The following is a 21,896-nucleotide window of genomic DNA, read 5'->3' as shown; positions in this document are numbered from 1 at the left end:
TTGGGGCGGTCAACCAACAGACACCGAGCCCTGCCTTGTCCTCGCGATGTCTCCTGCACTGCCACGCGCCGTCGGCGCACAACGCGCCACGAAGTGCCAAGCTGAGCCACCGCAGTGAGCGCCCTTCCGGGCATTGTATGGCGCAATTGCGCCAATATGCTGCGGCATACGATCGCTGATACAGGACATCCCTTACCTGGGCGGAGGCCTGGCCATTTTTGAAAAGCCCCTACGCACTGAACGGGACCGGACAATCTACCGCCGTGTCGGCCACTACATGACAGATGTGGCCGAAATGCTTATCCGGGACGGGTTTCCGGTCATATCCAGCAGCTCCTGCAGGCCTGAAGAGGTGTCGGACATTGGCGAGGACGACGGAGGCGGGTTCGTAGATCTACATCCGGACTTGGCCCTCAGGGTAGCCGGAGCGCCCAAAAATGCCCGCGCACTCTACCTCGAATGGCACACTGCATCCGGTTGGTCACTCGTCATCGAAGCACCTTCCGGCCTGGCGGCAGGAAGCATTGAACGCTGTCGGTGGATGGGTGCCGGCCTGACTCCTGACCCTGAGACTGTATGCGCATTCTTTCGCTCTTCATTTCACGACTTCAATGCGTCCGGCGACGCGGAACAGCCCTACTATCGGCAGCCGCACTGTGATGTGAATGAGCTCGCAGAGATGCTCCGCCGATTCGACCGGCGTGGTTCATTCAGGGCGCGCTTCAATATGATCCGCAGAGCTGCTGGAGAACGCCTGACGAGTGACGACGTCAGATCCGGCGGAACTCTTTACGTTGTTCCCATGTACGCTGGCGAAATAGCCGCCCTTGCTCGAACCGCCGAATATTCAGACCTGAACGAGGGGCATCGATACATCACCAGTCGGCTCATCGCTGACATGAAGGCGCGAGCCGTCACAACCGAGGACGAGGCTGTCGTCACCGCCGCCCTGTTGCACAACCAAGCCAGGAGGGGAGCGGAACGTCTGCAACGTGGCACAACCTGAGCTCGTGTCTAGGAACGCGTCCTATGTGGTGAGGCGGACTAAGCGCTTGTGACGGGAGATGTCTGCTGCCAGGCCGAGGAAGGCCAGGTAGTTGCCTCGTGGCGTTCATAGCGATGGTTGAATCGGCGGTAGCTGGTCAGCCAGGACAACGTCCGTTCGATGACCCAACTTCGCCGGCCGAGACGGTCGCCTGACTCGATTCGCTTGCGGGCGATACGGACCCCGATGTGCTTCCCGCGCAACCATTTTCGCAGGTGAGGGAGGTCGTAGGCCTTGTTTTCATGGAGCCATTGGGGTTCGAAGTGCCAGCCTCGGTGGGGGCATGTCTCTTTTGGTGACCCATCATCATGGCTTCAGGGCGAGGCTGTCGTGAGTGTTCGCCGCGGTGATGCCGACAAGGAAAAGCAGTCCGCGCGCTCCGACTGACGTGCATCTTGGAACCCGCTTTGCCCCGGTCCACGGAGCTCAAGCCTGTGAGTTCGCCCCTCTTCTTTGGCGCGGACGTAGACGGAGTCGAGGACGGCGCGTGACAGGTCGAGAAGGCCCGGCATCGTCCAGGCGGTGCAGGATCTCCTCATGCAGCCGCCCCCACACTTTGGCACGTGACCAGATCAGGAACCGGCGGTGGGCCGTCGACTTCGACATTCCGAAGCACGGCGGCAGAGCCCGCCAAGGTGCACCCGCTGACCAGCACGTAGATGATCGCCGCGAACAGCGGCTCATCATGCGTATCCGGTGTCCCGCCGCCCTGCGGCCGCGCCTTCGACGGAGAGATCACCCGATCCGCGATCTCCCCCAAATCGTCCCGAACCACCCAACTCCAAGTACCCCGCAACCACTTGGAGGCCTTGGCGAAGTAGCAGCCAAGGCCAGGCGATGACGTGCTGAAAATTCGGTGGCGCTGAGCCGCCGGCGCAGGACAATGCGTCCAGCGCATTCGAGAAGCACACGTGGACGAACTGTCCGCCTTGCAGGCCATCGAGCAGGCCGCCGATGCGAGCTTTTGCGACGTCGGCATGCCAGAGATCGCCACCGGAGACGTTCTGCCACTCAACGAGCTGAACCGCTGTCAAAAGGCGGGACTGGCCTGGGTCGTGGTGGATCAAGCAGACGCGCCAGTGGCCTACCTGGCCGCTATCCACGTAGACGGCAACCTCCACATCGAGCAGGTATCAGTGCATCCCGGCAGTGCACGACGCGGCATCGGGCGCTTGCTGATTGACCACCTTGCGGAGCACGCCAGGTCCACCGGAGTTCCCGCCCTGACGCTCACCACATTCACCGAGACCCCGTGGAACGCCCCGTATTACGCTCGCCTCGGCTTCCAGCACCTCGCCGAGAACGAGCTCACGCCTGGTCTGCGTCACATCCGCGAGCGCGAGGCGGCACGAGGCTTGGACAGGTGGCCTCGGACGAGCATGCGCCGGGCAGTGTGACCGCGCAGTACAGCCACTGGCTACGGGATGCCGGTGGCACCGGTGACAAGATGACGCGTGCTGCCCCTCCTGCCCCGGCCAACGGGACTTCGGCCCGTCGTGGGCCTCTTGCAGCGCCCGAATGGGGAAGTCCGTCGACCGCCGCCTGGGAGAAGTCCAGGACGTTTGCACCGCGGATCTTGGCAAGGAGAACCTCGTGAAGGCGGGGCCAGACCGTGGCCAGGCGGCGCCAGCAGGTCATACCCGAACCGAAGCCGATTTCCTGCGGCAGGTGTTCCCACGCGATCCCGGTGTGTAACACGTATGAGATGCCCTGGAACACCAACCGGCCCGGATGGCGCTTGCCTCCGGGGGCCCGGTCCGCCGCTCGACTTTGGGCAACAGCGGCTCGATCACTGGCCACAAGTCGTCATCGACCTTTCGCGGCTTTGACCGAGCCACCCCGAACCTCCGCTGGGTGTCAACCTCATGTGTTCGGCACCGGACCCACGATGATTCTTTGGGGGAGCGGCTGCCTGAGTCCGTCGTCGAGTTGATTCGCGAGATCCGTCGACATGGCGGAGTTGACCGAACCCTCGTCGCTCGTTCTTCTTCATGCCGCTGAATGCTCGATCGGCCAGGCAGCTGGCGGTGAGCGTGATGTTGAGGCCGGTGCGCACCAGGGCTGGGTCAAGATCGGCTGCTGTCCAGGGGGCCTTCTCATGGCCAAGCGCTGGGAGATGTCACAGAGCGGGCTGCTGTTTCGTCTAGACGTTGCGCATAGTTTCGATTTAGGAGCAGAAGATGCACCTCGCACTGTGGATTGCTACCGGGTTCCTCGCTGTGGTGGCGCTGGCCGGCGGCGTCAGCAAGACCTTCATACCCAAGGAGAAGTTGGCTGTCACCCCTGGCGGGACATGGACAGGAGACTCCAGCGTCGGCTTCGTCAAGACACTCGGTGGCCTGGAACTGCTGGCTGCCGCAGGCTTGATACTGCCAGCGGTGCTCGACATCGCACCGGTTATGGTGCCGGTGACCTCGCTGTGTTGGGTGCTTCTGATGGTCGGTGCGATGATCACGCACGGTCGCCGTGGTGAGTCCAAGTTCGTGGCGCTGAACCTGATCTACTTCGCGGTTGCAGTGTTCATCACTTGGGGTCGCTTCGGTCCCGAATCCTTCACCGGCTGATCATCCGGTCGGGATCAAGACCAGCCTCCTGGGCGGTCTGGGCGCATGAGTCGTGCGGTGCGTGGTGGACGAGGGGGGATCCGTAGTCTCCTGCTCGACGCCGCCTACCACGAGCGCAGGACGAGCCGCCGGCCGCCCTGCTAGGACTTGATCTCGTCCAGGGTGGTCTCGATCTCCCACCGCTGGTGGTAGGGGGCGGCGAGTTCGGCGGCGGGCGCCTGACCGGTGTCGTGGTCACCAGCCGATAGACGATGTCCTAGCCGGCACCCGTGAGCCGGCACTCGATGACACGGACCTGGGCCGTCTCACGCCGGTCCCGGTCGTCACCCCACGATCTCGGGGAGATAAGAGCCGTCATCGATGGACTGGACGACCGGCAGGCTGAAGTTCTTGTGCAGCGACACCGCATGCGTGTCGCATTCCACCAGTTCAGCGGTCTTGACCTGCGGGTATGCAGCCCCCTGTCTGAGCCGGGCATGCCGAAGAACTCACTGTTGCCCTCGGTTTTCGGGACGTGCAGACAGTGCCGTCCACCGCGACCAGCCGCCACCGCCGTTACCAGACCCCCGCTGTCTCGGGTGCCGCGACCGGGCGGCAGGCCCGGTCGAACAGCCCATTCAGCGGCTTCGGGGCCAGCAGTCGGCGGGCCCGGCCGATGGGCGCCGTCGGCGACATCCATCGGGGCTTTTCCACCGCCGCAACCGTTCCAGCCGCTGCGTTAGAGGCCGGGTCACCTCCTCATACCCCTCTCCCGAGAACAGGCGGATCGCCAGCGCGAAATACACCACCACCATGGCGGGCAACAACTGCGAGCGCTGTTCTACTCGCCCGCGCCCTGCCACCACCTCATCTACCGACTCAGGCAGAAACACCTGCGTGAGCACACCCCGAGTGATCCGGCCCGACAACCGGCTATCACCAGACGACTTCTTACTTGCACAGGCCTCTGAACACCACCCAGAGACCAATCTCGCTCAAAGTCGGCATTGGCTCTAGGCCACCAGCAGTGCCATGTCCCAGGCGGTCGTGGTGCGGCCGTCCGCGTAGGCGTCGAGAGCGAGGGCCGTACCGGTGGCGCCTTCCAGGAAGGCGGGGACGTCTGTGCCCTGCGGGGCGCTCGTGAGGGTGGCACGGAACCCGAATCGGTACTCGGGGCGGAACCCGGCGAGCGTGCGCGCCGCCATGTCGTCGACGAGGCCGGTCAGACGCTCGTCGCCGATGTGCTCGTTCAGAACGGCAAGCAGATGCATCATCCCGGCCCAGCCGTGGCAGACGTTGGGGTTGTCGATGTGCCAGCTGTCCGGATCCGTGGTGATGAACGGCAGCAGGGAATGGTGGGCCAGCTCGAGCCACTCGGCGCGGTCGAGCGCGAGCCCGGCCAGCTGTACCGCGCGGGAGATTCCCGGCGCGCCGTAGCACCAGGACGGACGCTGGCGCGGGGGCGGGATGTCGGGCCCGGCCGCCCACCGTTCGAGGGTCAGGTGCGGGGGCCAAAGAGGTCCGCCCTCGCTGTCGTACGTCCACCGCTGGAGGAGGTCGACCAACAGCTCGATGGCCTCGCGCTGCCCGTCGACGACCGTGCCTTCCCGCCAGGCCAGCGAGAGCAGGGCGAGCGGCCCTGCCACGCCGTGCGAGAGCCCGAGGTTCAGGTGGCCGTCGGGCATCTCGACCTCCTGCCCCAGCTTGGGGGCCGCCCACGTCCACCATCGGGGCACCTGACGGCCCCGATGGTGGATCTCGCCGTGTGCCATGCGGGTCAGGTAGGTGAGGACGAGCCGCAGCTCCGCCTCGCACTGCTCGCGGCGCGCCAGCAGGTAGCGGCCGATACCGCTCATGCCGCGGACGACCTCGAACTCGCCGTTGGTCGTGGCCGGGGTGTCGCGGACTTCTGGGAGCGCGCGCCGGACCAGACGGCGCTGGTGGTCGTCGAGCCGGTGGAGTGCCGAGCGGTAGCCGCCGGTGGTGTGGTGGGCGACGAGGACGGCGAAGGCGACGGCTCCCGGGCCGGTCCAGATGCCGCCCGGGGCGTGGGCGGTGGCGGCCGTCGCCCGCATCGCGCGTACGAGGTAGGCGTGCGCTGCTGCGGCGTCGTCCGGGCCCGGGGTTCCGCGGCCGGTGAACGCCAGGGACACTCCCGGATAGCCGCTGGACAGGGCCAGGTCCTGCCAGAGGGGCTCCTGCAGATCGATGTGCGCGGCGACGCCCGGAATCCGGGTGTCGGCGGCCGTGGCATCCGGGTCTCTGAGCCGGTCGAAGACCTGCGCGGCGACGTCCCGGGCCTCTTCCGCGTGAAGCGGGGCGGTCATCCGGTCTCCTCCCTCTTGCGGGTGTGGGCGAGGCGGCCCTGGTGGTCGCGCGCGACCCCGCGCAACACGGCGTAGCCGGTGTCCTCGCCGGCTCGGTCGATGCCGAACAGGCGGTTGTGCTGCATGTGCAGCAGCGCCATGACGGCTTCGGCGTGCTGTTCGGTACGGGGCGCCCGCCCTTCGTCTGACAGCAGCAGCGCGCCGTACTTCCCGGTCTCCGGCGCGGTGCTCCAGAGCTCCGCGAGGGGTGCGCCCAGTACGGCGGCCGCGCTCCGGGCGGTGCGTCCGGGAACGATCAGTGCCATGGCCTGCTTCCGGTACGACCGGTAGGCCGCGTGGGCGGGCAGCTTGGGCAGCGCTCGGCTGATCCAGGCCGACCAGTCCCAGTCTCCGAGCGATTCCAGCAGCAGCGCGTGATTGACGGCCGCCAGCACCGGAGCGGGCAGTGCCAGGGCGCCCCGGGCCCGCATCCCGAGCTGGGCCAGTGCAGAGCGGCTGTCCACGCAGAACATCCGCTCCGCGTGGGCGAGAGCATCGGGTCCGCCGTAGCGGTCGGTCTCGGGCCGGTAGGTGTCGAGGACCATGCCCTTGATCAAGCCGGTCTCCTGCCAGCTCCGGCTGATCGCGGCGAGCCGCGGCAGGACCGTGGTCCGCAAGGGTTCGGCGTCGCCGTGCAGCCGAAGACGGATGTGGGGTTCGGGGTCGCGGTACCGGATGAAGTGCCAGCTGTGCAGGGTGTCCCCGACCTCGCGCACGAGCGTGGGAAGGCCGGCGTGCAGCACCTCGTCGAGGGTGTCCTGAGCCGCGTAGAGCTTGGCGTAGAGCCACTCCTCTCCGGGCAGGTGCAGAGCGGAGTGGTCCGTGGGCCGGTGGACGGGGACCGGCTGGCGCGATCGGCCCGAGGGCTCGTCGTGCGGGACCTGCGCGGCGTACGCACCATCGGCGTCGGACCGGGTGAGCGGGACCACGACCTCGGTGCTGTGCCCGCCGGACCAGCCCAGTCGGCGACCGCCGTCGGTGAGATCCTCCATGATCGCGAGGGAGCCGCCGCCGCGGATCTCCTGGCGGAACACCTCCCGGCGCCAGGGGTCCGTGAGGTCGACCCGGTACGCACGGTCCCAGCGGGCGAGGTTGACCTCGTCGGGTACGCGGTAGCGCTCCCGCCAGGCCGCGACCGCCGCGTCCCACTCGGAGGTCCCTTCCGCCGCCTCGCGCAGGTGCCGGTCGGGCACCCAGCGTCGGGGGAAGGTCGTGACACGGCCGTACGTCACCCGGGGGAGGTAGGGCAGGCCCTCCAGCCCGCACCAGTTCCAGCCCGTCCAGGTCCTGGCCCTGCCCGAGACGAGTTCCACGAGCAGCCGGGCCACCGGCGGCGCCTCCCGGTCGAGAGCCAGCATGTGCGGCACCACGGGCAGGACCTCGCGCCCGTCGTCCGGCAGGAGCAGCCTCAGCCCGAGCGGCCCCGGAGTGACGAGGAGCTGTCTCCAGTCCAGCGCCCCTGGGGCGTTCCGGTCGGCGTACACGCCCACCGGTATGTGGTGCGAGAGCAGGCGGGGCACCTGGGCCATGTTGAGCCCGCGCACCGTGTGCGGCCGGTACACGACCTGGGCCGGCAGCGTCGCGGCATCGCCGAGGCCGGACAGGAGCGACTCCAGTTCGCCTTCCATCCCGACGAGTTCGGCGAACCGTCCGGCGGTCGCACCGGCGACCCAGGAACCAGGGTACGCCGGCGACAGGAGGCGGAAGTCGCCGCGGTCGACGGCCTGTTCGCTCTCGGCCAGCAGCTGGAAGCAGAGCTCCAGCGACCTCGGCGGGGGTACGGCGGCGCCGGCCGTGCGGCCGGCGGCCAGCCCGTCGACGAGGCCGGGGGTGAGCCGGACCTCGTCGTCACCGCTCAGCAGCGCCTCCTGCACCAGGTCGTGGGTGAGGAGACGGCGTTCCCTGGACAGCGGCTCCGGTTCCTGCCGCTCCGCGGGCTCGCCGTCGGCGCGCTCGCCGTAGCCGGACGGGAAGCCGATGCCCCTATGCCGGTCGACGAGACGGCCCAGGGGGACCACCCCGCCGGTGCCGTACGCCTCCAGGAAGCGGTCCCGGTACGTACGCATGTGGGCGTGGGTCTGCCAGTCACCGGAGAGCTCCCACATGGCGGAGGCGTAGCGGGCAGCCTCCTCGGTCACCATCCGCGAGATCCGCAGGTCGGCGCCCATGCGCAAATCGACATGGACGGGCGGCCTGGCGGCGGTGCCCTCGGGGTCGGTGAGCCGCATGAGCCTGCGCCAGGCCGCGTGGCCCTCGCCGGGCTTCGTCGCGGCGTAGTCGCGCAACGCCATGCGTACGTTATTGAGTTCCGCTCGCGCCTGCGGAACGGGGGCGAGCGCGTCGGCGATGCGGTCGTACAGTGCGTCGTCCAGATCCTGCGGGGTGACGGAGGTCAGCAGAAAGCCGTGCCGCACGAGCTGGTGGAGCGCGGCGTCCAGCCGGTCGGAGGTGAGACGGGGGAAGGCCTCAGACGCCTGCTCCAGGAGCAGCGCGTAACCGACGGGCCGCGTCGTCCGCTCGCACACCCAGGTCACCAGGGCCGTGTTGCGGACGGAGATCTCCCTCCCACTGCCGGGGACGACGAGCCGCTCGCCCCGAATGTGGCAGAGGTCGCTCAGCACGACGTCGACGCCGCGCCGCACCTCGGGACGGTCGAGCCAGGCGGCGACGCGTTCGGTCAGCCAGGCGGCGTCCAGCCGTACCGCCTTCTCACCGGGGCCGGTCAGTCCCACCCGCGTGGTGTCCGCCGCCCGGGCCGGTGCGACACCCGCGAAGAGCCCGAAGGGCGTCGGCCGCGTCTCGGCCCGCAGCGCGTACCGGGAGAGTGCGAGCGCCGTCCGGCGCAGCGCTTTGCCCCCGAGTTCGGCCCCGGCGTCGAGCCGGTCGAGGGTGTCGGCGAGGCTGCCGCTGGCGACGCGCAACGCCTCGCGGAACAGCGGCTCGGCGGCGGCCTCGCGCACCTGCGCGGCCGAGTCGCCGAGGGGTCGGCCGCCCTGTCCGCTGCGGGGCACCGTGGCGATGCGTACGAACAGGCAGTCCTGCGGCGTGTAGTGATCGTCCCGCACGTGTTCTGGCTCCCCCTCGATCCCGAGAACTGGCACGGCCCGCGTAGGGCGGGGCCGGGACCCCGCCCCACGCGGACGCGATGGGACGCTTACCAGCAGCAGACGTTGCAGGGCGACCCGTACGTGCTGGGCGAGGTGTAGCCGCCGGCCGCGAACGCGGGACCCTCGCCCTCGGTCTCCGAGATCTGGATGTCGAGGTCCAGCTCGGCGAGGTCCGTGGTGTCTTCCAGCAGAAGGTTGGCGCTCATGAGACTTCTCCTCCGTTCGGCGGTTCGCCGGCGTCGGTCGGACGTCGACGAAAGGTGTGGTCCTGTTCGAACCAGACGGGAGCATATGCAGGTCGATGGTTGAACATCACGTGTGCGTCGAGGCGTTGACCGAAAGAAGTGCCTTCTCGTGACCATGGGAAAGGTGGTCCTACGGCCCGGTTCCCCGTGCGATGAATGGACGCCCTCGCGTGACACACGTGACTGATGAGGTTCCAGGGCATGGCGATATCGAGCCATGATCATTAAGGTCCGGCAGCATGATGGCGCGCTGGGTTCCGCGCAGAACGCTCCTTCCTTCTACTCGCTCGGCGCTCGGCAAGTAGCGCGCGTTAGGACCCAGAGTCACGGCTGACGATGCGGTGCAGGAGCCTGAATCCTCTCTCGAGGAGCTCGTCATGTATTCGTCACAACGACCGTGGGAGAGGAGACAGCCGTCGCTCGCTCCTCCGACTCCAGAATCGACGGCATGCTCGCCGCAGTCTGCTTCGCCATCCTTCTTGGTGTGATGACGCCTCACCGGGTGTCCGGCGCTGACGGAATAACAGCCGTGGAAAGTGGCGCTTCCCGTGGGTGCCGTGGCAGTTGGCAGGGCTGGACTCATCAAAGCGGACACTCGGTTCGGGAGACGGTCCAAGACTTCTTGAGTGCCATCTGCCGGGTGGATCCGCTCGCTTTGGCCACGTAGCGGCGGCAAGGCGCCGGATCTAGCTCGCAGGGCTTTGCCTGGCTGCCAGCTCGGCTGTTCAGCAAGGTAATCATCCGTAGCAACGGCTTAGCCGGCCTAGAGGTACTCGAATGGCGCCGACCCTAGAGCGCTCAGGCTCAGCCTGGTCCCTGCGACGGTGAGAGTGAACGCCTTAAAGGTCTCACCCTGAGCACAGTTGAAGGTCTCATCGGCGAGAGGGCTGAACCTACGACTCACTCGCCGCCGAGCCAGCGGACAGCCAGGGAGTGATAAGGACAACCCGCGGACCCATAGCTTTGGAGACGGCCGCCCCAACGGGGGAAGGACGGCCGTCGTCCGTCAGCCTGTACCGAGTCGATTCGACTCGGACGGACTGCTTTGGAGCCTACCGTGACTAATACCGCTGGATGTTGCGTCGCACCCTTTCAACGGGGCGGTTTTACGCCATCAGGCATCAACACCTAAGACGCTCGGTCAGCTCGATTGCCATCTGGTATCGGATCGACGAACATGCGAAGCTGCCGGACTCTATAGGTTGCCCGCCATCCGGGCGCTGAGGAATGCGTCCTGTGCTCGGAGCCCCGCAGCAGCAGCGTTCTCTTCGTTCCGTTCTGACTAGCACTCTGTTGCGTTGTGAGTGCGGGTGTCAACGAAGACGCCAGTGGTGGCCGAGCAGGTCCGAGCACACCCCGGTACCTACCGCCTTCGTGTGTCGTCGCCCGCCCGAACCGCGCTGCTCGAAGAGTGGGACTGCTGTCGGTAGTCGCGGAACGATGCGCCAAGTCCCGTGCCGTGCACGCCCGCAATCGGGCGCATCCCGAGGGGCAATGGCGGCGTGCCCGAACTCGACAGGATGATGGCAGCGGTTCGCACCTCGACGCCTCAGCTACTTGACGGCGCGTCGGTGCCGGTTCAGCAGCAGATCATCCGCGTTTCGCTACATCCCGCACGTCGACACCCGCGGCCTGCCATTGTTGTCATGGTCGCCCCCGCCGACCTCCACTACAGCCACGCAGCCAAGGATGCTTCCTTCAGCCTTCGCCTCATGCACCCCGAAATAACCATCGTCTGGGCAGACTTGGCCAACGCGGGGGCAAGCTCATGACCCGGGCTAAGACCGTCAGCCGCTCGAAAGACCGCTCCGGCTGCCCCGTCGCTGGGTCGTGGAACGGACCTGGTCCTGGAGATGCGGGCCCGGCGACACGCACACGACGTCGAACGATTCGGCCAGCACTCCGCAACCTCATCACCTGGGCAGCCATCACCCTCAGGACCTGCTGGGTCACCAAGGCCTGCAAGCCCCCTGAGCGGTCTGCCCCCTGTTCTGACCATGCCCGCAAACCTTGCCTACACAGCCGCATCGGTGGGGGTTCGGTCCCGCTGAGGGAGCAGCTCGGGCATTCCCTCTACCAGCACCACGACGCCGGTTACCTCACCGGTCTCGGAGCGGCCGACCCACACCGGGTAAGTACCGTCCCCGGTCGTCGCGAAGGACATGAGCTCGCCGCCGGAAGCCCCGTCCCAGGTGTACTGCATGAGCAGGGAACCGTCGTCGATGTCCTCGTACCCGTCCAGGTCCGACTCCCCTTGGACCAGCCCCCGCTCGAAGAGCGCGATGAGCGGCTCCCAGGCCCCGGCGTCGGCGAAGCAGCCGGTGGCGCCGTCGGTGTCGAAGCCGGCTATCTGCTGCTCGATGAACAGCCGGGGATCGTCATCCGGACCGAGGGCCATCTCCCAGGTTGCTGCGGGGGTGTCGCTGACGAGCAGGCGGACGGCCGTGGGTTCCGTGGTCGTGACCTCGGAGTTCCGCCACTCGCAGTCGTAGCTGAAGCGGACCCGCGCCTCGTCGAGTACGTACTCCCCGGGCGGGACGGGAACCGTGATGCGCGGCCCGTCGCCGTGGTCGATGTCCGGGCCGGAGACGGCCAGCAGTCCGCTGGGTACGCGCAGGGTGCCGACCCGATGCGGCTCCACGACGGTCATCTCGGGGTGGTACCCGTCGGTCACGCGCACCCCGGGCCGGAACAACTCATTGATCGGCCCGGGCTGCGCGGGGCGCGGCGGACGCCAGCAGGTGGCCGGGTCGTCTCCCTCACCTGCCTCGGCCGCCTCAGCCGCCTCGAAAGCCGGCGGCTCAATGAACCCGTGTACCTGGGCCGAGAGCAGCGGCCACTCCCCGAAGGCGGGCCGGTCCATCCAGCGCTCGTCGTCCCGGAGTACGGGCGAGGTGACGTAGGAGCCCCCGCCCTGCTGCCCCTGCCGCTCTTCCGTCCGCCGGACCCTGCCGTCCGGGAAGAGGTCCACGGTGATGCGTGGGCACGCCGTGTCGAACTCCGCCATCTCCGGGCCTGTGTAGTACCAGCCGACGGAGTACCGGCGCAGCAGCCGCGACGGGTCGTCCAGCAGCCGCATGTCCAGGTCATAGGTGCGGCGGCCGTGGGCGTCGTAGACCCACAGCCCGACGTAGTGGTCCCGCCAGGAGACGAGCCGGACTTCCAGCGGAGCCTCCCGGCCCGGCTCCCCGTACACCACCACGTACGCAAGCCCGGCAGCATCCCGCTCCCGCGCCTTCTCGGCGGATATCGGCCGCCAGGGCGCACAAGCCTCCAGATCCCACGCCTGGGCGTACCCCACCTCGACGACCATCGCCGCTCCTCTTTCTGCAACCTGCCTTGGTTCCGTGCTGAGCTGCAAGGTAGCCGCTGCCTGTGACAACGGACCTACTGAGCGGGCGGCGGGCCAGCTCCAGCGCCCAGACGGTCATGCCAGTGATCCGGTTCATGGCCCGCTCAGCGAGCGGTTGCCAACGTGGCGTTGAGCCGCCAGCGCCCTCTCTGCCATGGACGGATCAGACGCAGGCGCTGAGACTCGCGGGATGCTGCTCCCAAAGGGGGCCTGAGTGAAAATCCTTCTTCCTCCAGGAGGGGAGGATTCTGGGGGACCGGGCAGGGAGCGTTGAGCGACGGACCGCCACCGACAACCCCAGCCTGAGGGAGCGCACGGCCCGGCGAGTGCAGGACCAAGGCGAACTATGCGTGCAGAAGTCGCCGTCCGTTTCGGAAGCGGTGGGACCGCGCCACGGCGTCGTTCGCCAGGGCTGGGGGATTTCTGAACTCAACTTGATCGCTTAGCAGGAAAGCCGTGGGTGCGGGCGCTGACGGCGACGACCAAAGCAGGCACAAGAAGAGTCACAGCGCTCCAGGGCAACGAAACAGCGCCCAGTGAGTCGAGCAGGACACCACCGACGACGCCGCCACAGGCCATGGCCACGTTCCACAGAGTGACGAGCATCGCCTGAGCGGAGTCGGCCTGGTCACCGCCGGCGTGCCCCGCAGCCGTCTGAAGGAGTGTCGGCACGCCGCCCCATCCAAGGCCCCACAGCAGCACGGCGAGGTAGATCAGAGCAGGACTATCGGCCACGACCGCGAGGGTGGCTGAGGCTGCACCGACCAAAAGCGTGCTGCCGATGGTCAGACTGCGCAGCCAGCGGTTAATGAGAGCTCCGGTGAACCAGATGCTCACCAGCGAGGCGCCGCCGAAGACCAGCAGCACTAGGTCGGTGTTGCCGGCCATTCGGACGTGGGCGAGGAAGGCGGCAATGTAGGCGTAGAGGATGGTGTGGGCGAGGACGAAGACTAGTGTCACAAAGAGAACCGGAGCGACACCGGGGACACGCAGTGCTTGACGCATCTGGGAGCGGTGCTCCTGGCGCTGCCCAGGGTAGTCCGGCACGACAGCTGTGATCCACACAATTAGGGCGATGGCGAGAGCGCTCATGGCCAGGAAGGCTGCCTGCCAAGTAACTGTCGTGCCTAGGAAGGTGCCTGCGGGGACGCCCAAAGACAGGGCGACAGGGATGCCGGCCATGGCGATGGCGATGGCCTTGCCCTCGAGGCCGGCAGGGACCATGCGGCGGGCGTAACCGGCCAGCAGGGCCCATGCCAAGCCGGCCGCCACACCAGCCATGAAGCGGGCGGCCATGGTGAGGGGGTAGTAGGTCGAAACGGCCGTGATGGTGTTGGCGGCAGCGAACCCTGCGATGGCGGTCAGCAGCAGGTGTTTGCGGCGCCACTGGCTAGTGGCCGCGGTTAGCGGAATGGCCGTGAGCGCCGTGCCGAGCGCGTACACCGTGACGGTCTGTCCTGTGGCGGACTCGCTGACGTGCAGGTCAGCGCTCATCTCGGGCAGCAGCCCGGCAGGGAGTGTCTCTGTCAGGCTGGTGATGAACACCGCCATTGCCAAAGCGAGCAGCGCTGCGATAGGCAGTTTAGGTTTCTCGTTCTGCCCGCCGGAACCTACGGGCAACTGTTGAGTCGTCATGCCGGTATGCTCCAACCTTCACATAGATGTGAAGGTCAAGCTGACATGTTGCGAGGTGGACTCATGCGCATTGGCGAACTGTCGGATCGGACAAGCACCAGCCGCAGGCTGCTGCGCTACTACGAAGAGCAGGGACTTATCGCCGCAGAGCGCTCCCCGAACGGGTACCGCGAGTACGACGAGCGCTTCATCGATCGAGTACTGCAGATACGAGGGCTGCTGGACGCGGGACTGCCGACACGGATCATCAAGCAGATCTTGCCGTGCCTGGACAAGCCACGAGCAATCTACTTTCCCGACGCCACCCCGGAGATGATCACGACCTTGGAGACAGAGTTGGAGCAGATGAACCAGCGCATCGAGTGCCTGACCCGCAACCGGGACGCGGTGGCCGAGTACTTGGAGTCGGTGCGCGACTACCGCAGTTCCGACGTCGCCTGACCACCTTGCGGGCAGTGAAAGGGAGGGGGCCTTCGACCTCCAGCTCCTAGCGATGACCCAGGTGCTCGCTGAATGCTTCCTAAACCCACGCCGAGCGATGTCTGCCCCTGCTGACAGAACAGCCTACGGAGTGCTGTGCCTTGATCATGTCCGTATCGGACCAGATGCTCAGATCCCTTTCGGCGCCGTGCCTTGCACAGGGCGCAGTTGGCGAACTCGCCTGACGAGTAGCATCCCGGCCTCTCTGTGTCTTACAACCTTGCGGCCCTGCCAGGGTGAACATCTCTTCTTGACCTCCTGCTCCCTCGGGGAGCAGGAGGTCGCTCCGTACCAGCCGTTGTCGCTGCTGGTGGCCTCGGGCCAGAGGTCGGTGACCGCCCTGCTGGATCAGTCGACCCAAGTGAGCTGATGAATGTTCCGGGCCGGCGCGCCGCACGTATACAGCGGGTCGCCTTGGCTGCACCAGGCGGAACAACGGTTGGAGATGTTCGGTCCGGCCGTTCGCACCGACTGGGGGGGAGCTCGGGTACGGGCGTTGGGTGTACCCCCCGCCGAGGAGATCATCGCTGTGCTTGGCGCTTGCGGGCGTTGCGGGACCCGGCAAACAGCCAGGAGAGCAGGGCAACTATTGTCCATGCGCAGGGACGCGAGTGCGGGCCGGGCGATCCGAGCCGTGGGCGAGGTGATCCTGCTTCGTGGTGGCCCCAAAGAGCTTCGCTCGGAGGGACATACGCGCACGGGGCGAATTTGGTTGCCGTTCAGTGATGCAACCAACCGGTCAGAGGTGCCGCAGCACCAAGAGTCCGAGGTGTGTGCCCGCACTCCCGGTCCCGGATCGGTTACCTGCTGGGGCCAGGCCGGATGCTCGGGAAGACGCAGTTGCTGAGCACAATTGCCCCGTGTGGCTGCTCTCTAGAGAGAAGGAATGGTCGTGGCTGGAGCATTGATCATTGGTGTAGGGCCGGGGATAGGGCAGGCGGTGGCCCAGCGTTTCGCCTGGGAGGGGCTGCCGGTCGCGCTGATCGCGCGGACGAAGGAGAAGGTGGCGGCGGCAGCCGAATGGATCGGCTCGATGGGCGTGCGGGCCGTGCCGCTCGTTGCCGACGCAGCCGACGAGGCCGGCCTGCGAGCAGCCCTCGACACCGCCGTCGGCGAACTCGGCGAACCCGACATCGTGGTCTACAACGTGGCAGCCATTCGGCCCGACACTGTTGGCGAACTCTCGCACCGTGACCACTTGGACACCTACGCGGTCAACGTCCTCGGTGCCCTCACTGCCGCTGCGCATGTTCTGCCTGGGATGGCCCGGCGTGGACGGGGCACCTTCGTCATTACCGGCGGCATGCCCGAGATGAAGCCGCAGTACGTGAGTCTGTCACTGGGGAAGGCCGGGGTGCGGGCTCTGGTCGAACTGCTCGACGCGGAGTACGGGCCGTCGGGTGTGCACATTGCCACCGTTACAGTCGGCGGAGTGGTTGAGCCGGGGACGGCTTATGACCCTGACGACATCGCCGAGCACTACTGGCGACTGCACACGCAGCCGCGCGGGCAGTGGGAGCGGGAAGTCCTTCACTGAACTGGCGCCATCCGCTGCGTGGCGGCTGGCACTGCATCGGTCGACCGCGCCAGGGCGGCCTGAAAGCGGCGCAGTGGCTCACACAGCCGGTGACGGAAACTCGAGGACGACATCAGGGCCTGGATCGCCTCACTTCCCTCGCCGACTGCCAGACGCTGTCGGGACCTGTTCGGGGAGAGCCGGCCGGCCGCGGAGGCGTACCTTCCTTGCCAAGGGGCTCGACGTCGAGGGTCGGCGAAGCGCGAGCGAGCTGGCCACGCTGCTGGTTCCCGGATCGGCGCTGAGCCTCACGCCCTGGCGTTGCCTTGCGGTGACCCGTCATCACCATCAGCGCCGTGCTGCCGCAGGGGGCTGAGGATGGCGGCTCCACGGCACGCCTGCGGCGGCATCCGCCACGATCGAGGTAGATGCCGCACTGAGGGTATGGGCCCCTTGCGCCCGCCACCGCACAACGGCGGGCGCAAGGGGAAGGCCGCTGCTAGGCGATGGAAGCTGCGGCCTTTCGGGCGTTCCAGGTCGCGGAGTTGGCGAGCGTGACCTGGGGGGAGAGCATTGCGGGATCGAACGCCGCCGGAGCGGTACCACGGGCGAGGATGGCCGGGTAATCCGGGTTCGCCAAGGCACTGCGTCCGAGAGATATCAGGTCGGCATGGCCGTCGTAGACGACCCGCGCCGCGAGGTCCGCCTTCGCCAGGTTGCCGTTAGCGATGACGGGCTTTTGCGTCACCCGGCGTGCCAGGGCAGTGATGGTCTCGCCGTTGTCCAGCAGCGCGCCTTCCTCCCACCCGGAACCCTCACCGGCGATGTGAATGTAGGTGGCGGTGTTGACGGTGGCGAAGATGAGCGCGGCTTCCTCGGCGCCGTGCTCCCACCGATAGTCGTGGTCGTTGACCTTCCCCTGCGACAGGCGTACTCCGACCCAGAATTTGGGATCCGGAACGGCGGCGCGGATAGCCGCGATGACAGAGGCGGTAAGCCGGACACGGTTGGTGATGCTTCCTCCGAACTCGTCGTCGCGTGTGTTTGTGTAGGGCGTCAGGAACTGGTCGAGGAGGTAGCCGTTGGCGGCGTGGACTTCGACACCGGCGAACCCGGCCGTCCGTGCGGCTTGCGCGGACGCGACGAAACCGTCGATGACTTGGTCGATGTCCTTCTCTGTCATGGCCTTCGGGACTGGCCACGGTCCGCTGCCGCCATAGGCCTCCATCATCGCCCTCAAAGGACGGACGGCCGAGGGGCCGGCTGTGGAACGGCGGTAGCGGTTGCCTTGGGACAGTGCTCCCGCGTGCATCAGCTGCATCACTGGCTGGGCGCCAGCCTGGCGCACTGCATCGGCGATTTGGCCCCAGGCCTTGACGTGCCGGTCAGCGGTGATGCCGGGCTGGTTGAGGTAGCCCTGGCTGTAGGCCTCGTCGGTGTAGACGCCTTCGGTGATGACGATGCCAAAACCGCCATCTGCGTAGCGCGCGTAGTAGTCGGCCATCTCGGCAGTGGGAGTGCCGTCTTCCTCGGCGGACACGCGGGTCATAGGGGCGACTGCCAGCCGGTTGGGGAGCGCCGTTGCTTCGAGATTGAACGGCTGTAGAGCCGGGTGGGACACGGTATCTCCATGGTGATCAGGTGGTGGGGGTGAAGGGAAGGGATCAGCACGCGTGGTCGAAGGCCGGCGCGTTCTGTGGTGACACGCTGTTTCCCAAGGTGACGACCAAGGGCGTAGGGCCACCATGATTGACAGGAACGAGGTCTTGGGGGCAGGCGGAGAGGACCACCACACAGTCGATGGCTGCCTCGAAGACGACGAAGTCTCCGGGCTTGGTGGAGGCGGGTGTCCATGCCAAGTCACCCGCGGCGTCGGGCCGGATGTCCATGAAGACGTTGACCGGCTGGGGTACGACGCGGAAGTAGATTCCGCAACGCGCGAGGCCTTTGATGAGGTTCTGGGCGCAGGACGGGTGGCCCGGCCGGCCAAGGGCCTCGTACCGTGCTGCGTCGCATGCGGCGATCAGCATGTCGTGCTGCCCGGGCGACGAGTCCTGACGGAATCTCAGGATAGGGCGCCGCTTGGTGGTGACGAACTGCTCTCCGGGCTTGGGGAACAGGCGGGAGACAAAGGCCCGAGTGTGGGAGGCGCTAAGCCATTCCTCCGGGTCATCGGCGGCGAAGGCGAAGAGGTCGCCGACCTGGCCGCCTTCAGGGTCGGTGATCGTGAAGGTCTGGCCGGCGTTGACACGGAAGGCTTCCACGCCGCTCGCTGACACCGTGATGGTGCGTGAGTCAGTCATTCGTTTGCTCCGTTGCTGAATGATCTGCCGTCCGGCGGCGGGCTGCACGCCAGGATGGCTGCGGCAGAGCCGGGTCACTCATCAGTGGCGGCGTGCTTGGCGCGGGTAGATCGATGCTGCTGACGGGTGAGCAGGTAGTGCAGTCCGCCGGCGACCACGGCGCCCGACAGCCAGGAGAAGTCGGTGTTGTGCATGCCCCGGGCCAGGGGGCCCTGCATGAACGGCACCAGTCCGTACTGCCAGGCCCACGCGGCGACGATACCGGCGGCGAGTGCCACCAGTGCGCGCCAGCGCCAGGCCGGACCCTGTTCGCTGTACAGCTGCGACACATCGAGCCGGCCGCGGCGCAGGATGAAGAATTCGGTCAGCATCACAGCGGCCCACGGGCTGATCCAGACCAGGATCGATGTCATCCAGTGGTCGAAAGACTCGGCGAAGCTGTGCGACTGCATGAACACCACGAGGACGACGGAGGCGACCGCGCCGGCCACCAGGGTGACCTTCCACCGCGCCGCCCGCACTCCCACCGACAGGGCGGCCAGCGCGCACGAGTAGAGGTTGAGGATGTTGGTCGCCACGGGGCCGTGCATGATCAGCAGCAAGACGGGGAGCGCCATCACCCCGAAGGCACCGATGACGAGTTCGCTGGGATCGCCGCCCTGCCCGGTGCTGGCGAGGCAGGCGCCCAGCGCGGCCAGCCAGACCGTCGGCACGTACATTCCGAGCGCTGTTGACCAGAAGACGCTCTTCCCGGAATAGCGGGCCGGGACGAACCGTGAGTAGTCCGCGGAGTAGGGCACCCAGCTGATTCCCCACCCGATTCCGATCGCGGTCAGTAGCTGGGTGACGGCGGTCAGCTTGTCGGCGCCGTTTTCTGCCGTTCCGGTCGTCCAGCTCAGGTCCGCCTGGGTGAGTGACAGCACGGTCATGACTGCCATCACCAGCACGGTCGCCGGGACAGTCCATCGCTCAAACGTTCGGATGGCGTAAAAGCCGAAGGCAGCCAGGCCGAGTTGCGCGGCCATGACCACGGCGGCGACCGCGTACTTCAATCCTTCGCCGCCATGAATGCCGATTTTGCCGAGGAGCGCGACTGCGAGGTCGAGGACCACCCAGGTGTTCACACCCACCCACCCCATGGTGAGCAGGCCCTGCATAACCCCGGGAATGATCGCCCCCTTGCGCCCGAAGGCGGCACGGCCGAGCACCATCTGGTTGACGCCGGTTCGATGGCCCACCATGTTGAAGAGCCCGAAAACAGCGCAGCCGACGATGTTTCCCACGGAAATGACGATCAGCGTCTCTACGAGGGTGAGCCCCAGCGTGATTCCCAGTGCCCCGAGAACCCAGTTGATCGGTGCAACATTGGCACCGACCCAGATCCACCACTGATCCCGCGGCGAGGAATCCCGGCCGCTTTCGGGAATGGGTTCCACACCGTGAGCGTCAAAGCTCTGCGGCATCGGCGCAGGTTCCGATTTCTGCGTGTCGCTCAGAACTGAGCGGGGAGCCGGATTCATGAGAACCTCCTGGAAAGGCTTATCAGCGGCCACCACAGAGAACCATTCCTGCATCCCGCCGTCCCAGAGGAGAAGCGACCCTCGTATGGGCCACTGAAGTGGAGGAACATCTACCGTGCTCACCGTTGGCTCCCTCGTCGCGGTCCGTGAACTGGGCCTTTCGGTACTCGTTACCGGTCCTCCCGAGGCCCTGGAGGCCAAGCTTTCCTGGGTACACACCACCGAGCTGCCGGACCCTTCCGGCTACATCGGCCGCTCCGAGCTGGTCATGACCAACGGGCTGTGGATGCCGCAGGTGCCACCCGCTGCATTCGTGGAGGCGTGCCGCGCAGCCGGTGCGAGCGGCATCGTGTTCGGACTGCTGGACAAGACGCCCCAGACCCCGCCGGCGCTGATCGAGGCGTGCCGCAAGGCGAACCTTCTCCTGCTGCAGCTTCCGATCGAGGTGCCCTTCGCTGCGGTGACGCATGCCGCCGCCAACGTCGTCGCCGACGACCGCCGCAGCCCGTTGATCACTACCTTGCGGCGCGCAGAGGCCTTCGCTGACACCCTTGCCGCGGAGCACGGCGCCGAGGGAGTGCTGCGCGTACTGCGCCGCGACCACCCAGACCTGCCACTCGCGCTCGTCGACCGCACCGGCGCCCTCCTGGCCGAAGCCGGAACCTCCCTGACGGCAGGCGACCGCACGGTCACCGCCACGGCTCTTGCTCGCAAGCCACCACCCCTGGAACTCGTACTCGACGCCGGCACCGCCACACTCCTGCCTGTCGGCGCCTTCGGGCAGCCCGAGGCGGCCCTGCTGTGTGTGCGACCCGCTTCAGAGCTCCAAGAGGCACAGCAGGGCGCTCTGAGTCAGGCAGCCCACTTCTTGGTCCTGGACATCGCCCGCCGGCAGGCGGTCCGCGCCAGCGAAGAGCGTTTTGCTCATGAGCTAGTCGACATGATCGCCTCCGGTACCGGCTCGACTCCCGACATCACCCGCAGGCTCGCCGCCTTCGGAGTAGACGCTGATGATGCGCTGGCCGTACTAGCGGTTTCCTCGCGAGGTGACACCGCCATGCACGAGCTGGCTGCGGCCACGGGAGCAGCGCTGTCCGAGCGCGGCATCCCTGCGATGATCGCCACCGGCTCGCAGGACGTCGTCGTCGTTCTGGCGTGGCGACAGCCAGCCGACGCACTGATCGACTGGTGCCACGACCTTGCCGCTGCCCTGTCCGCACACAGCCCCACCATCGCGACGGCAGCCCCAGTCCACACCAGTGGCAACCTCCGCACAGCGCTCCTGGAAGCCCGGCGGACCAGCCAGGTACTCGGCCGCACGAGTCATGACTTCACCGTCGCCCGTCTGGCAGATCTGCCCACCTACCACACCGTGCTCAGCAATATCGAGCCGCAACTACTGCAGCACCTCAGCTCGATCCTCGCTCCGCTGCGTGAATACGACGCCAAGCACGCCGACAGCGCGCTGGAAAGCACACTGCGCAACCTCATCGAATACCAGGGCCACTACAAGAAGACCGCCCAAGCTCTGCATTTGCACGTCAACGGGCTCTACGGACGTCTCGACCGCATCCGCACCCTGACGGGGCGCGATCCGCGGACTCTCGAAGGCCGCCTCGATTTCCTGCTGGCGCTGGAGGCGGACGCGCTCCTGGCCCTGTGAGGCTGGTCGATCCGCTACCGGGGACTGTGTGAATGGGGTGATGCGTCCATGGTTCATGCCGGCCGGCAGGTCTTTCCTGGAGTCAAGAAACGCACCCCAGGAGCCTGAGATGACCACCATG

Annotated in this window: 17 protein-coding genes and 1 pseudogene; 7 read left to right on the top strand and 11 right to left on the bottom strand. The window is 66.9% G+C overall.

The features are described from left to right. Positions 1-277: 277 nt before the first annotated feature. Positions 278-1,006 carry a hypothetical protein gene (locus ACF1G2_RS35705; protein ID WP_391802324.1) on the top strand — a complete coding sequence of 243 codons (729 nt, stop codon included), beginning with the start codon at positions 278-280 and terminating at the stop codon, positions 1,004-1,006. A 21-nt stretch (positions 1,007-1,027) separates the two neighbouring features. On the opposite strand, the pseudogene ACF1G2_RS35700 reads toward ACF1G2_RS35705, so the two are convergent. Next, positions 1,028-1,841, bottom strand: a pseudogene (locus tag ACF1G2_RS35700) (IS5 family transposase). Between the two features lie 115 nt (positions 1,842-1,956). Between ACF1G2_RS35700 and ACF1G2_RS35695 the strand changes: the two are divergent. Next, entirely contained in the window at positions 1,957-2,442 is a 486-nt protein-coding gene (locus tag ACF1G2_RS35695) for a GNAT family N-acetyltransferase (RefSeq protein ID WP_391802323.1), read from the top strand. Here the strand turns inward: ACF1G2_RS35695 and ACF1G2_RS35690 are convergent. Further along, positions 2,354-2,845 carry a transposase gene (locus ACF1G2_RS35690; protein WP_391802322.1) on the bottom strand — a complete coding sequence of 164 codons (492 nt, stop codon included), beginning with the start codon at positions 2,843-2,845 and terminating at the stop codon, positions 2,354-2,356. The genes ACF1G2_RS35695 and ACF1G2_RS35690 overlap by 89 nt on opposite strands. 380 nt (positions 2,846-3,225) lie before the next feature. Between ACF1G2_RS35690 and ACF1G2_RS35685 the strand changes: the two genes are divergently transcribed. Next, the gene (locus ACF1G2_RS35685) at positions 3,226-3,609 is read left to right on the top strand and encodes a DoxX family protein (RefSeq protein ID WP_391802321.1); all 384 of its coding nucleotides are present in this window, start codon (positions 3,226-3,228) and stop codon (positions 3,607-3,609) included. Positions 3,610-4,226: 617 nt separating this feature from the next. Here the strand turns inward: ACF1G2_RS35685 and ACF1G2_RS35680 are convergent. From ACF1G2_RS35680 to ACF1G2_RS35665, 4 genes are all read right to left on the bottom strand, one after another. Beyond that, positions 4,227-4,493 carry a transposase domain-containing protein gene (locus ACF1G2_RS35680; protein WP_391802320.1) on the bottom strand — a complete coding sequence of 89 codons (267 nt, stop codon included), beginning with the start codon at positions 4,491-4,493 and terminating at the stop codon, positions 4,227-4,229. Between the two features lie 108 nt (positions 4,494-4,601). After that, positions 4,602-5,915, bottom strand: coding sequence for a lanthionine synthetase C family protein (locus ACF1G2_RS35675; RefSeq protein ID WP_391802319.1), 1,314 nt, complete (start codon positions 5,913-5,915; stop codon positions 4,602-4,604). Further along, a complete protein-coding gene (locus ACF1G2_RS35670; RefSeq protein WP_391802318.1) occupies positions 5,912-9,019 on the bottom strand; it encodes a lantibiotic dehydratase in 3,108 nt (1,035 codons plus the stop codon). The genes ACF1G2_RS35675 and ACF1G2_RS35670 overlap by 4 nt, the downstream gene beginning before the upstream one ends. A gap of 89 nt (positions 9,020-9,108) precedes the next feature. Continuing rightward, positions 9,109-9,267 carry a class II lantibiotic LanA gene (locus tag ACF1G2_RS35665; RefSeq protein WP_391802317.1) on the bottom strand — a complete coding sequence of 53 codons (159 nt, stop codon included), beginning with the start codon at positions 9,265-9,267 and terminating at the stop codon, positions 9,109-9,111. A 1,541-nt stretch (positions 9,268-10,808) separates the two neighbouring features. Between ACF1G2_RS35665 and ACF1G2_RS35660 the strand changes: the two genes are divergently transcribed. Further along, the gene (locus tag ACF1G2_RS35660; RefSeq protein ID WP_391802316.1) at positions 10,809-11,078 is read left to right on the top strand and encodes a hypothetical protein; all 270 of its coding nucleotides are present in this window, start codon (positions 10,809-10,811) and stop codon (positions 11,076-11,078) included. Between the two features lie 242 nt (positions 11,079-11,320). On the opposite strand, the gene ACF1G2_RS35655 is transcribed toward ACF1G2_RS35660, so the two are convergent. After that, positions 11,321-12,619, bottom strand: coding sequence for a DUF4241 domain-containing protein (locus ACF1G2_RS35655; protein ID WP_391802315.1), 1,299 nt, complete (start codon positions 12,617-12,619; stop codon positions 11,321-11,323). Between the two features lie 468 nt (positions 12,620-13,087). Then, positions 13,088-14,293: an MFS transporter gene (locus ACF1G2_RS35650; protein WP_391802314.1), complete on the bottom strand. Its 1,206-nt coding sequence runs from the start codon at positions 14,291-14,293 to the stop codon at positions 13,088-13,090. A gap of 63 nt (positions 14,294-14,356) precedes the next feature. Here ACF1G2_RS35650 and ACF1G2_RS35645 point away from each other — a divergent pair, with 63 nt between their 5' ends. Next, a complete protein-coding gene (locus ACF1G2_RS35645; RefSeq protein WP_391802313.1) occupies positions 14,357-14,734 on the top strand; it encodes a MerR family transcriptional regulator in 378 nt (125 codons plus the stop codon). A gap of 925 nt (positions 14,735-15,659) precedes the next feature. Next, positions 15,660-16,310: an SDR family NAD(P)-dependent oxidoreductase gene (locus tag ACF1G2_RS35640; RefSeq protein WP_391802312.1), complete on the top strand. Its 651-nt coding sequence runs from the start codon at positions 15,660-15,662 to the stop codon at positions 16,308-16,310. Between the two features lie 478 nt (positions 16,311-16,788). Here ACF1G2_RS35640 and ACF1G2_RS35635 read toward each other — a convergent pair whose 3' ends face one another. The 3 genes from ACF1G2_RS35635 to ACF1G2_RS35625 form a co-directional block, all read right to left on the bottom strand. Then, entirely contained in the window at positions 16,789-17,910 is a 1,122-nt protein-coding gene (locus ACF1G2_RS35635; protein WP_391802311.1) for an NADH:flavin oxidoreductase, read from the bottom strand. Positions 17,911-17,953: 43 nt separating this feature from the next. Next, the gene (locus ACF1G2_RS35630; protein WP_391802310.1) at positions 17,954-18,592 is read right to left on the bottom strand and encodes a DUF1989 domain-containing protein; all 639 of its coding nucleotides are present in this window, start codon (positions 18,590-18,592) and stop codon (positions 17,954-17,956) included. A gap of 74 nt (positions 18,593-18,666) precedes the next feature. Further along, the gene (locus tag ACF1G2_RS35625) at positions 18,667-20,166 is read right to left on the bottom strand and encodes a purine-cytosine permease family protein (RefSeq protein WP_391802309.1); all 1,500 of its coding nucleotides are present in this window, start codon (positions 20,164-20,166) and stop codon (positions 18,667-18,669) included. Positions 20,167-20,227: 61 nt separating this feature from the next. Between ACF1G2_RS35625 and ACF1G2_RS35620 the strand changes: the two genes are divergently transcribed. After that, a complete protein-coding gene (locus tag ACF1G2_RS35620; RefSeq protein ID WP_391802308.1) occupies positions 20,228-21,775 on the top strand; it encodes a PucR family transcriptional regulator in 1,548 nt (515 codons plus the stop codon). The last annotated feature ends 121 nt before the right edge of the window (positions 21,776-21,896 follow it).

Origin of the sequence: Streptomyces sp. NPDC013457, assembly GCF_043089925.1 — a bacterium.
Classification (GTDB): Bacteria; Actinomycetota; Actinomycetes; order Streptomycetales; family Streptomycetaceae; genus Streptomyces.
The sequence above is the reverse complement of the archived record's forward strand: the minus strand, read 5'-3'. Positions and strand labels throughout refer to the sequence as shown.

Excerpts from the sequence above, each read along its gene's own strand:
- ACF1G2_RS35630 (WP_391802310.1), bottom strand. The coding sequence starts at position 18,592 with ATGACTGACTCACGCACCATCACGGTGTCAGCGAGCGGCGTGGAAGCC.
- ACF1G2_RS35655 (WP_391802315.1), bottom strand. The coding sequence starts at position 12,619 with ATGGTCGTCGAGGTGGGGTACGCCCAGGCGTGGGATCTGGAGGCTTGT.
- ACF1G2_RS35645 (WP_391802313.1), top strand. The coding sequence starts at position 14,357 with ATGCGCATTGGCGAACTGTCGGATCGGACAAGCACCAGCCGCAGGCTG.
- ACF1G2_RS35625 (WP_391802309.1), bottom strand. The coding sequence starts at position 20,166 with ATGCAGGAATGGTTCTCTGTGGTGGCCGCTGATAAGCCTTTCCAGGAG.
- ACF1G2_RS35685 (WP_391802321.1), top strand. The coding sequence starts at position 3,226 with ATGCACCTCGCACTGTGGATTGCTACCGGGTTCCTCGCTGTGGTGGCG.
- ACF1G2_RS35665 (WP_391802317.1), bottom strand. The coding sequence starts at position 9,267 with ATGAGCGCCAACCTTCTGCTGGAAGACACCACGGACCTCGCCGAGCTG.
- ACF1G2_RS35640 (WP_391802312.1), top strand. The coding sequence starts at position 15,660 with ATGGTCGTGGCTGGAGCATTGATCATTGGTGTAGGGCCGGGGATAGGG.
- ACF1G2_RS35650 (WP_391802314.1), bottom strand. The coding sequence starts at position 14,293 with ATGACGACTCAACAGTTGCCCGTAGGTTCCGGCGGGCAGAACGAGAAA.
- ACF1G2_RS35675 (WP_391802319.1), bottom strand. The coding sequence starts at position 5,915 with ATGACCGCCCCGCTTCACGCGGAAGAGGCCCGGGACGTCGCCGCGCAG.
- ACF1G2_RS35705 (WP_391802324.1), top strand. The coding sequence starts at position 278 with ATGACAGATGTGGCCGAAATGCTTATCCGGGACGGGTTTCCGGTCATA.